Annotated in this window: 6 protein-coding genes; 5 read left to right on the forward strand and 1 reads right to left on the reverse strand. The window is 41.3% G+C overall.

Annotation, left to right across the window (positions count from 1 at the left end):
* Window positions 1-11: 11 nt before the first annotated feature.
* From FFF34_001340 to FFF34_001350, 3 genes are all read left to right on the forward strand, one after another.
* Window positions 12-1,562, forward strand: coding sequence for a RagB/SusD family nutrient uptake outer membrane protein (locus FFF34_001340; GenBank protein ID TSD66073.1), 1,551 nt, complete (start codon window positions 12-14; stop codon window positions 1,560-1,562).
* 81 nt (window positions 1,563-1,643) lie between these two features.
* Entirely contained in the window at window positions 1,644-4,946 is a 3,303-nt protein-coding gene (locus FFF34_001345) for a hypothetical protein (GenBank protein TSD66074.1), read from the forward strand.
* A complete protein-coding gene (locus tag FFF34_001350) occupies window positions 4,912-8,283 on the forward strand; it encodes a VCBS repeat-containing protein (GenBank protein TSD66075.1) in 3,372 nt (1,123 codons plus the stop codon). The genes FFF34_001345 and FFF34_001350 overlap by 35 nt, the downstream gene beginning before the upstream one ends.
* A 5-nt stretch (window positions 8,284-8,288) precedes the next feature.
* On the opposite strand, the gene FFF34_001355 is transcribed toward FFF34_001350, so the two are convergent.
* The gene (locus FFF34_001355; GenBank protein TSD66076.1) at window positions 8,289-9,224 is read right to left on the reverse strand and encodes a hypothetical protein; all 936 of its coding nucleotides are present in this window, start codon (window positions 9,222-9,224) and stop codon (window positions 8,289-8,291) included.
* 209 nt (window positions 9,225-9,433) lie between these two features.
* On the opposite strand from FFF34_001355, the gene FFF34_001360 reads away from it, so the two are divergent.
* Window positions 9,434-10,762 (forward strand): vanadium-dependent haloperoxidase, encoded by a 1,329-nt coding sequence (locus FFF34_001360; GenBank protein TSD66077.1) that lies wholly within the window; start codon window positions 9,434-9,436, stop codon window positions 10,760-10,762.
* 11 nt (window positions 10,763-10,773) lie between these two features.
* A complete protein-coding gene (locus FFF34_001365; protein TSD66078.1) occupies window positions 10,774-12,813 on the forward strand; it encodes a glycoside hydrolase family 65 protein in 2,040 nt (679 codons plus the stop codon).
* Window positions 12,814-12,881 lie beyond the last annotated feature (68 nt).

The following is a 12,881-nucleotide window of genomic DNA, read 5'->3' on the forward strand; positions in this document are numbered from 1 at the left end:
AAAATATTAGTATGAAAAAAATAGCTACAAGAGCAGTTGTGTGCGGATTAGTGCTTCTAACTGCCGCAGGCTGTGCAAAATTAGACGAGAAGCTTTATGGCTCAAAGTCATTGGTTGATCCAAACGCTCCATCGAGTTCAGCAGATTTAAACGGTGTTTATTCGCAACTTTATGGGCAAACAGATCAAGCGAATACTTACGCTTTGCAAGAGCACCCAACAGATGAAATGATGGGCCCAACACGTGGTACCGACTGGGGTGATTTTGGTACATGGCGTAAACTGCATACGCACACCTGGACTGCAACACACAACCAGGTAAATGATACCTGGGATCAGTTGAATATTGGTGTATTTCGTGCAACACAGGTAATTACGAAGGCTACTGATAATAAAATTAAAGCAGAGGCAAGCTTTCTGCGTGCATATTTTATGTTTCAGATAGTGGATCTTTACGGACAGGCACCATTCCGTGACCCGGCTGGTTCGGTAACTTCAATACCAACAGTAATGTCGAGACCTGAAGCCACCGCATTTATCATTAAAGATCTGGAGTTTGCAGAAGCAAACTTACTGGCAGGTAGCCCAACAGCAAGCATTGGCGTTGCTAATAAAGCAGCTGCACAGGCATTGTTAGCCAAGGTATACCTAAACAAAGCTGTATATACATCAGCTACCGTTGGTGGCCCGTTCACTTTTGCAAAAGCAGATATGGATAAGGTTATAGAATATGCCAATAAAGTAACTGCTGCTGGTTATACTTTAGAGCCGGCAGGTAAATACTTCCAGGATTTTGCATGGGATAACACCGAACAATCTAAAGGTAATATTTTTGGTTTTGCAAATTCAACAACAAGCGCACCTGCATCAGCAAAAAACCGCTGGAGAATGGGCTTGCATTACAACCAAACACCTGATGGCTGGAATGGCTTTACTACACTTGCCGACTTTTATAACTCTTTTGAAAGTGGTGATGAGCGTAAAGGTGTAGCTTACCCAGGCTTAACAGATAAAATTGGTTTAAGGGCAGGTTTTGCTGTAGGCCAGCAATATGGCCCGGGTGGTGTTGCGTTAAAACAGCGTGGCGGTCAACCATTGGTGTTTACACCTAATGTTAACCTAAACTTCTCTACAGAAGCACAAGGTATCCGCGTATTTAAATACTTCCCTCAGCCATCTGCAAATAATACAGTTAATGACGATAACTCAGCAAACGATTACGTCATCTTACGTTATGCAGATGTTGTATTAGAAAAAGCAGAAGCTATTATGCGTGGCGGTACCGACCCAATGGGCCAAACTGCATTGCAATTGGTTAATGCAATTCGTACACCACGTGGTGCAGCTCCGGCAACATCAGTTACTCCGGTAAGTCTGCTTGCCGAAAGAGGCCGTGAATTGTACTGGGAAGGCTGGAGAAGAAATGACCAGATCCGTTTCGAAAAATTCAACGATCCGGTTGATCAGCGTCCTAATGCATCTGATAAAACACGTACTTTGTATCCAATCCCACAACGTGCGGTTGATACTAACCCTAACTTAAAACAAAACCCAGGTTATTAATTAAACAGGTTTCAATTAGTTATATTTGATTTTAAACGTAGCGAAGAAATTCGCTACGTTTGTTTTTTGTAACCCCTGCAAATGCCTAAAATATTTAAACTATTATCGCTTTTCATCCTTTTAAGCATATTAACGTCGTGCCATAAGGATACGGTGCAAAATCCATTATTTACTATTCAGGATAATAGTAAGCTTGGTGTTAATTTCGTAAATAAATTAAACGAGCAGGACCGTACCAACGTCTTTACATTTCGTAATTATTACAACGGTGGTGGCGTAGCTATTGGCGATATTAATAACGATGGCTTAAATGATATTTACCTAACCTCAAACCAGGGGGGTAACCAGCTATACTTAAATAAGGGCAACTGGCAATTTGAAGATATTACCCCAAAAGCAGGGGTAAAAGGCACCAAGTATTGGAGCACAGGCGTCACGATGGTTGATATAAATGGCGACGGCTGGCTTGATATTTATGTGTGCCATAGCGGTAATATAATTGACCGTAAAGGGAATGAACTTTTTATAAACCAACACAACGGTACATTTAAAGAAGAGGCAGAGAAATACGGCCTGGTTGATAATGGCCTGTCTACCCAATCTATATTTTTTGATTACGATAACGACGGCGACCTTGATTGTTTTATACTAAACAACTCGTTTAGGCCGATAGGCTCATTTGATTTTAATAAAAATTTACGGGCCGTGGTCGACCCATTGGGCGGTGCACGTTTATACCGTAACGATGGCGGGCATTTTGTGAATGTAACCGGGCAGGCTGGTATATTTTCGAGCGATATAGGCTTTGGGCTTGGGGTATCTGTATGCGATGTTAATAACGATGGATATCCTGATATGTATGTATCTAATGATTTTTTTGAGCGCGATTATCTTTACATCAATCAGCATAACGGTACTTTTAAAGAAGATATACAAAACGAAACCGGCCATTTGAGCCTTGCATCAATGGGTTCTGATATTGCTGATATTAACAATGACGGCAATTTTGACATTTTTACCACCGAGATGTTGCCTGAGGGTGATAAGCGGTTAAAGCAAATGACATCATTTGAATCGTTTGATGTGATCAAATTAAAACAGCATGATGGTTATTTTAACCAGTTTATGCAAAATTGCCTGCAGCTAAATAATGGCGACGGCACTTTCTCTGAAGTGGCGTTTAAAGCGGGAGTAAGCGCAACAGACTGGAGTTGGGGGGCGCTATTTTTTGATATGGATAACGATGGCTGGAAAGATATTTTTGTATCAAACGGTATATATAAAGATCTGACCGATCAGGACTACATTGAATTTTTGGGCAACAGGGAAAACATGGATAAAATTGCCCAAAAGCGAACTTTTGATTATAAAGATTTTACCAACAAAATGGTTTCTACACCATTGGTTAATTACGCCTATTCAAATAACCACGACCTAACGTTTACTAACAAGGTTCACGACTTTGGGTTAGATCAGCCATCGTTTAGCAATGGTGCTGCCTACGGCGATCTGGACGGCGATGGAGATAACGATCTTGTTGTAAATAATGTAAATACACCGTTATTTATTTATAAAAGCAATGCCGAAAAGCTGCACAACAGCTATATTCAAGTTAAACTGCAGGGAACAGGGCTTAACCACTTTGGGGTTGGTGCAACCATTAAAGCCTTTGCTAAAGGCAGCAGCTTTGTGTATTACCAGCAGCCAACAAGGGGTTTCCAAAGCAGTACATCTCCAAATTTAATTACTATTGGTTTGGGTAAAACTAAAGTTGTGGACTCGCTAAAGGTGATATGGCCCGGGGGTAAGTACCAGGTATTAAAAAATGTTAAGCCTAACAAAGTTTACACCGTTAACATTACTGATGCTAAGATAACCTATGATTTTACACACAAACCTGTAGCACCTATTTTTGTAGAAACTGAGCAAACGCTTTTTGATTCGATACCAAAACATACGGAAGACAGCTTCATAGACTTTGATAACGAACGCCTGATGCTGCAAATGCTATCGACAGAAAACCCGTATATGGCAAAGGGCGATATTAATAACGATGGGTTAGACGATTTTTATTTTGGCAATTCTAAAGATTCTCCTGCGGCTATCTATATCCAGCAAAAAAACGGACACTTTAAACAATATATCCCCGATGACTTAGCTAAACAAACATACTTGGAAAATGCAGGAGCAGCTTTTGGCGATTTCGACGGCGACGGCGATCAGGATCTTATTATTGGTGTTGGTGGCAATGCCGACGAAGATGGAACCAATATTTATTATCCGCGGTTTTACGAAAACGACGGCAAGGGTAATTTACACCGCAACGCGCAAAAGGCTATACGCATAGCCGTTAATGCATCAGTAATACAGGCCTGCGATTATGATAAAGACGGCCACCCCGATCTATTTATAGGCGGGCGCAGCGTTCCCGGCACTTATGGAGCCTCGCCATCATCGTATGTTTTGCATAATGATGGGCATGGTAACTTTACAGATGTATCTGCACAAATTTTGGGTAAAGATAACAAGCTGGGCATGGTAACCGCAGCTCAATGGGCAGATCTGGATAACAATGGCTACCCTGATCTGGTAGTTGCGGGTAACTGGATGGGTATTAAAATATACAAAAACAGTAAAGGTAAATTTAGCTATGATAAGCAGTTGGATAATTATAAAGGTTGGTGGGGCAGTTTACAAATTGCCGATATAAATGGCGATGGTAAATTAGATATCCTGGCGGGTAACATTGGCCTAAATTCAAAATTCAGGGCGACAGAAAAAGAACCAATGAAGATATACGTTAAGGATTTTGATAAAAATGGCACCAAAGAATGTATCACATCTATTTACCGTACAGACCATACAGCCTACGTTTTTCATATGAAACCAGATTTGGTTGGCCAGATGCCAATACTTAAAAAGAAATACTTAAAGTATACCGATTATGCGGGTAAGCCGTTTAACCAGGTATTTTCAGATGAAGATTTAGCAGGTGCCGAACAGCACGAAATGAATTATCTGGCATCGGCAGTGTTTATAAATAGCGGTAACACAAATTTTACCATTCAACCGTTCCCATATAATGCGCAACTATCTAATGTGGGCACTATATTGTGCGATGATTTTGATAATACCGGCAAACCATCTATATTTTTAGCGGGCAACTTTTACGGCTTTAAACCCGAAGTAGGGCGTTTAGATGCCAGCTACGGACAAATTTATAAATATACAAGTAAGGGGTTTATGTATATTTCACCTGCTAAAAGCGGTATTAAATTAAATGCACAGGTACGCTCATCGTTGATGATAAAGAACAGCGCAGGCAAAAAATACTACCTGTTTGGTATAAATGATGACAAGCTTAAGGCTTATAAACTACGTTAAGCTTAACATGCTAAACTATAACTTTTACAAATATTCAAAAATTTGCTGCCTGTTAATGGCAGTGTGTGCTTTATTGGGTGCGTGCAAATCAAAACTGCCCGGCGATGGTATATTTAAACTGCTACCCGCCCAGGAAAGTCACGTAGATTTTGTAAATAAAAACATAGCTACCGACTCTGTTAATATACTTGATTACCTATATTTTTATAATGGTGCCGGTGTAGCAACAGCCGATTTTAATAACGATGGTTTACAGGATATTTACTTTGTATCTAACCAGGGCTCTAATAAATTATACTTAAACAAGGGCGGCTTAAAGTTTGAAGATGTTACTGAAAAGGCGGGGATGGCCGGTACCGGTAACTGGAAGACTGGTGTAACTGTAGTAGATGTAAATGGCGACGGTTATAAAGATATTTACTTAAGCGTAGTAGCTAACTACAAAGGCTTTAAAGGTAAAAACCAGCTGTTTATTAACAACGGAAATATGACTTTTACAGAGTCGGCGGCTAAGTATGGGCTGGATTTTTCAGGTTTTTCTACACAGGCTTCATTTTTTGATTATGATAAGGATGGCGACCTCGATATGTTCCTGCTTACGTCGTCTGTACATAGTAATGATACTTACGGTGACTCGACTTTGCGCACCAAGGTAAGCCACGATGCCGGCGACCATTTGTTTAGGAACGACGGCGGGCATTTTATCGATGTTACCACAACATCGGGCATATATGCTGCACCAATAGGTTACGGGCTGGGTGTTAGTGTAGGCGATTTAAATAACGATGGTTGGGATGATATTTATGTAAGTAATGATTTTTTTGAGCAGGATTACTATTACTTAAATCAGCACGACGGTACTTTCAAGGAAGAGTTAAGATCAGCCTTTGGCCATACCAGCTTATTCTCGATGGGTAATACACTCGCCGATGTAAATAAAGATGGGCACCTGGATGTGATCAGTACGGATATGTTACCCGAGGATATAAAAGCGCTTAGGTCAACCATAAACGATGAACCTTTGGATATTTATAATCAGGAGGTAAATGCAGGTTATTATTACCAATACTCAAAAAACAGCCTACAGCTTAATGTTGGTAATGGTAAAAAGTTTGTTGATATAAGCTTGTACGCGGGTATGTCGGCAACGGATTGGACTTGGTCGCCGTTGGTGAATGATTATGATATGGATGGTCGTAAGGACATGTTCTTTTCTAACGGGATAAAAAAGCGCTTAAACGACATGGATTACCTGAAATATCTTGGCGATCCGAACGTGATAAAGGATTTTAAAACCAGCCGTTTTTTCGACAGGGAAAAAATAAACCTGATGCCCGATGGGCAGGTGCATAACTATCTGTATCACGGTACCGGCGATTTAAAGTTTAACGATGTATCAGTAGGGAACGATATGGGTAATGCTTCCATATCATCAGGCTCAGTAGCAGTAGATCTGGATAATGACGGCGATATGGAATTGGTCACCAATAATATGGATGAGCCGGCATTTATCTACCAAAACCTTACGATGGAAAAGCAGAAAGACAAAAAGCCTGCTTACCTTAAGTTTAGCGTGAAATATACTGCTGCTAACCGCGATGGCATAGGAACAAAATTTTTCCTGAGATCGTTACAGCAGATAGATCATCAGGAGATACAAACCAGTACAGCTTTTGAAAGTACGCAGGGTTTAAATGTGCAGTTCACCTTTTTGCCCAACGATAAACCGGTTGAATTGATGGTGCTTTGGCCTGATAACACTTACCAGGTTATAAAAAACTTTGTTCTTAACAAGCAAACTGTAATAACCTATAACAAAAGCCAGGCACAAACCACTACTGATGTTGCAGGCCTTATAAATAGTTATATCGATAATAAAAAACAGCTGAATAGTGTAGAGGTGAAAACCACCAAAATAGCTGATGTTGCGGTATACGAAACCCCCGATTTTAATTACTCAAATCTTTTACCGCATACTTATTTGCCACATACTGCCGCTGTAGCCGTCGGCGATGCCAATAACGATGGTATAGACGATATTTACATAGGTAATATAGCGGGCGGCGAAAAATATATTTTGCAGGGCACAAAAAGCGGCAACTTCACAAAAGTTGCAGTTGATGCCTTTACGCCTTTTAAAGATACAGGCGATACGCAAGCGCAATGGGCCGACATCAACAATGATGGATTGCCCGACTTGATAGTGATAAGTGCTAACCATCCCTTTGCCGAACCGGGGAAACGAATTGAACCCCGCCTTTACATAAACAAAGGCAATTTTAAATTTGAATACAAAGCATTGCCGAAAGCCAATTCATTACTATCAAAAATATTTGTTTATGATTTTGATGGCGATGGCAAAAACGACATTTTTTTAAGCAGTAGTGTATCATTTACCAATTATACCCAACCAGCTACATCTGTTGTAATGCTAAACAAAGGCGATGGTAACTTCGCTTTAGCACCTAAGGCTGCTTACGCACAACTTACAGGTATTAATTACGTAACTAATATTACTGCAACAGATATCGACCGTAATGGTAAGGCCGATATTGTAGTAAGTTCCGAATGGAACCCGGTACAGATATTTTTAAATAAAAATAACAAGCTGGTCAAATTCTCATCAACCTTATTAGAAGATGAAAGGGGATGGTGGCAATCTGCGGTTATAGCGGATATAGACGGCGATGGTAAGGCCGACCTGCTTGCGGGTAACTGGGGCGAAAACAGCAAGTATAATGTTAACCATCAGCAACCACTATACGGCTATAATAACGATTTGGACGGAGACGGTAAAAATGACCTGATCGTATCTTACTTTTTTAAAGGGAAATACTACCCCTTTAGGCCAAAAAATGATCTTGAACAGGAACTGCCTTATATCAAAAAAGAGTTTTTAAGCTTCCAGAAAATGGCCGACAAAACCACCGAAGAGATATTTAAAGATAAACTTACCGATAGCGGCCGTTTAGTTGCCAACCAGTTCAAAAGCATATTTATAAGCGATATTTTGCATGCTAAAACTGTTACCGCATTGCCATACTTATATCAGCAAGCGCCAATACTGTCAATAACGCCGCTTAATAATAACCAAAATGATTTTTTACTTAATGGCAACTTTTGGGGTGTAGTACCGTACGAAGGTAAGTATGATGCCCTGGGCCTGGTTGCTATGCATTACGATAAAGCAGCAAAACAGTTTGCCATGCCCGAGTATTGGATAAATCCGCATTTGAATTTTCAGGAGATAGGTTACCTGCAGCCATGTAAAACCGCTGCCGGGCTTGGTTATATAGTGGCTACTTACGAAGGTAAGCTGCTATTAGTAACTAAATAAGTCATTTAAAAAATTGGCCAATAAATCTGGGTTATCCACTTTGCTGTGTCTGGCTCGGCTATTCTATCGGTAATTATTAATTCAAATGGCATTGCTGGTGAAACAAGGGCATGATCTTTTTGATAGTTTTTAAGCTGCTGAAATGCATTGTCTATGTTACCCCTGCCGCCTTTAACATCAGCCTCGAGTATGTTGCCACCCTTAACCATGTTATTTATTACGGTACCGGTATCCGGAACAATTGTTTTATTAATTGGTATTGCTGCCATTACATGGTATTCGTTATCTATAGGTGTAATGTTAAGCATTGGCTTGTTGGTTTCGTTAACGCCTTTTGCCTTTATTTGCAATTTAAGGTCGGCTATCATTTTATAAATAATCGCTGTAGTAGGGTAAGTAGGGGTGATCATATTCTTGGCAAGCAATATAGGATCGTTAATTTTCTTTAGGTTAACCTTTATGCCATACACATTGGTATCGGTTTGCATAAAACGCTTAAAGTTTTCCAATATGGCGGTCATACCATTAGCCGTGTTTTTTATCCGTATAAATTCAGCTATTCGTGTAAAGGGATTTGTGCTGCTTTGCATTTGCGCATACCAGGTTACCTTCGTAGCCCCGTCATCTATTGCTAAATACGTAAGATGGCTATCTAATACTAAATCTCCGGTTTTTATTTGTACCTGCATATCGCTATTGGTTGCCTTTTGCAAAATGTAGGTTACGCCTTTATAGCTGTATTCATTGCTATCGGCAGCACTATGCTCGCCCGGCCACCATTTTTGCCATTGGTGCTTATCAACCAAAAATTTAGCTATGTTTTCGTCGGTTGTATCAACTTGGGTAATGTTATTAGTTTTTATCCATTGCGGAATAATAAAATAAACACTTATAAAAGCAATTAGTATTAAGCCTAATGTTAAAAGAGCAGGTTTTTTCATATAAATACAAGAAGATAGTAGCCAATAAAACAAGCTGAAAGCGGTGCGTTATTGTGGAGTAAAAGTACTTAATTATGCTTGTTAAAATCAAACAATAATTATCAATTTCAATTAGCAAAAAATGCCTATATTAGCCTGTAATCAACGAAAAACCAATATAAATTTACGATATTAAAGCCACCGGTTTTTCTAAAAACCTATATGTAATTATGAACCGTTTCCTGTTTTTATTTGCAGCAGCGATATTAGCCCTTGCGTCCTGTAAAAAGCCCGACTACCAAAAATTTACCCACGACCCCGAATTGTACCGCAGCACTGTAAAAAAGCTTAACGATATTGTACTCGAAAATAATTTCCCGCCGGTTATAGCTTCACGTAACTATGCTTATGCCAATATAGCTGCCTACCAAACCATAGCAGCCGGCGACCCAAAACATTACCGCTCGCTATCGGGGCAAATAAAACACCTGCCCGCCACACCACTACCCCCTAAGGATAAAGAGATAGATTTTCAATTTGCATCCCTATTATCCTTTTGTTATGTGGGTAACGCGGTAACCTTCCCCGAGGGTAGCATGACTATTTACATAGACGAGTTAAAGCAAAAAGTAAAAGATGCCGGCATGCCTTCAGATGTATTTGATAACTCGGTTGCTTACTCGGATGTGGTTGCTAAATATATTATGCAATGGAGCAAAAAAGATAATTATGCCCAGACGCGCTCGGCAAGTAAATATACCGTTAACCGCCAGGATGGCCGCTGGATACCCACACCACCCATGTATGCGCAGGCACTTGAGCCGCACTGGGGCGAAATACGGCCAATGGTGTTAGATTCGGCATCACAAATACCGGCGCCAGAGCCGCCTGCTTATAATATGAAAGATAAAAACAGCAAGTTTTACAAAGAACTTATGCAGGTAAAAGGAATGGTTGATAGCCTTAGCGTAGATCAAAAGCACATGGCCGATTTTTGGGACGATAATGCCTTTAAATTAAATGTTATAGGCCACGCATCGTTTGCTACCAAAAAGTTTTCGCCAGGGGGGCACTGGATGAATATTGCAGGCTATGGGTCGGTTTTAAGTAAGGCAGACTTTAACACAACCGTGGCCGCTTATGCCGAAACAAGCATTGCTTTGTTTGATGCCTTTATTAATTGTTGGTATGTAAAGTACAAGGCCAACAGTGTTCGCCCCGAAACGGTTATTACCAAGCTGATAGATGCCGATTGGAGGCCATATATTCAAACACCGCCATTCCCCGAATATATTAGCGGCCACGCGGTTATCTCTGCTGCCGCTGCCGAGGTTTTAACATATAATTTTGGCGATAACATAGCCTATACCGATTCATCCGAATCGGAATTTGGCATAGCGCCGCGCAAGTTTACGTCGTTTCGTAATGCTGCACAGGAGGCCGCCATATCTCGTGTTTATGGCGGAATACATTACAAAATTGCCTGCGATGTAGGCAATGTAACTGGGCGCAAAATTGGCGACCTGGTGGCCGAAAAATTACAATTGAAAATAAAGTAACCATGGTTTTTATGAGAAGATTTTTATTGGTCTACACGGCTACAATGCTATTGGCAATATTTAGTGCAACTGCGCAAAGCATAAGCCCATGGATAATTAAAGCCGATAAAATAGACCCCAATAACTATTACGGTATAACTGCCGCTAACGGTATGATAGGTATTGTATCATCGCCCGAGCCATTTAAGGTAAAAAATGTGGTGCTTGCCGGTGCATATGATCTTTATGGCCGTGGCCGCGTGAGCAACTTTTTAAACAGTTTTAACCTGCTTAACATGTACCTTGAGGTTGATGGCAAACGCCTTGATGCCAAAATGGTAAGCAACTTTAAGCAAGAACTGGATATGCAGCATGCTGCTTTTACCACCACTTTTGATTACGGCGATAAAGCAACCATAAAATATACTTACTACTCGTTAAGGCAACTCCCTTACACCGTTTTGATGGATGTAGCGGTTACCGCTAAAAAATCGATCAATATTACTGCTGCCAGTGTAATGGAGGCCCCTGATGCCTTAAAGGAAGTACAAAATTATTACAACGAGATAGACCGGCCGCATGTTACTATAAGCCTTTTAACATCAACCGCTAAAAGCCCTACAGGCAAGCTGCAGCTATGTGCCTCAACATCGTTTTTGTTTAACGAAGAGCATGGTAAAGAGCCACGTGTGATACACGAAATGTGGGATAATAACATGCACCTGATGAAGTTTAGTCATGCTGTTGCTGCCGGGCAAACTTACGCTTACGGAGTCACTGGTTCGTCAATCACATCGGCCCACCATGCCGACCCGCTAAACGAGGCAGAGCGTTTAACTATTTTTGCTTTGCTTGAAGGCAAAAAGCGTTTAATAGAATTTCATAATAAAGCGTGGGACGAGCTTTGGAAAAGCGATATACAAATTGAAGGCGACCCGCAAGCGCAGCAGGATGTGCATAGTATGCTGTATCATTTATACTCGTTCTCGCGTGCGGGTACCACCTTATCACCTTCGCCGATGGGTTTATCGGGATTAGGGTATAACGGCCATGTGTTTTGGGACACCGACCTGTGGATGTTCCCGGCTATGCTGGTACTGCACCCCGAGATATCAAAATCGATGGTAGAATACCGTTTTGAACGATTAGAGAATGCGCGAAGGAACGCTTTTTCGCATGGATACAAGGGAGCCATGTTCCCCTGGGAAAGTGCCGATAGCGGGGTAGAGGAAACACCTGTATGGGCATTAAGCGGCCCGTTTGAGCACCACATTACTGCCGATGTAGCCAACGCTGCATGGAATTATTACTGCGTAACACAGGATAAACAATGGCTGCGCGAAAAAGGCTGGCCTATATTAAGCGCCACCGCCGATTTTTGGGCAAGCAGGGTAGAGCGTAACGGCCCCGGCCATTATGATATTAAAAACGTAGTAGCTGCCGACGAGTGGGCCGAGAATATTGATAATAACGCCTTCACCAATGCCGCTGCACAGGCCAACCTGCGCAATGCTACTGCCGCTGCCAAAATATTGGGTATGCAAGCCGATACTGATTGGGTAAATGTGGCTAACAACATTCCTATTTTAAAAATGGCCAATGGCGTAACACAGGAGCATGCCCAATACAAAGGCGAGGGTATTAAACAAGCCGATGTAAACTTATTAGCTTATCCACTAAAAACCATTACCGACCCGGCCCAGATAAAAAAAGACCTGGAATACTACGAAACCCGTGTACCAAACGAAGGTACCCCCGCCATGACACAGGGTGTATTTGCCCTGCTATACGCCCGTTTAGGCGATGGACAAAAGGCTTATCATTGGTTTAAAGAAGCCTATGAGCCCAACCTTAACCCGCCGTTTAGGGTAATAGCCGAGACCAAGGGCGGCACTAACCCATATTTTGCAACAGGAGCGGGTGGTATTATCCAAAGCCTGCTGATGGGTTTCGGCGGATTGGATATCACGCCCGAAGGCATCGTACAATTAAAAAGTAAGCTACCCGCTAATTGGAAATCGTTAAAAATTACAGGTGTTGGGGTAAAGAAGGAAACTTATACGGTGAAGTAAGGAATAATATAAATATCGTAGAGACGCTATACTTCGCGTCTCCATTTAACAAACCAACAAACGCCTTA

The organism is Inquilinus sp. KBS0705 (genome assembly GCA_005938025.2).
GTDB lineage: Bacteria > Bacteroidota > Bacteroidia > Sphingobacteriales > Sphingobacteriaceae > Mucilaginibacter.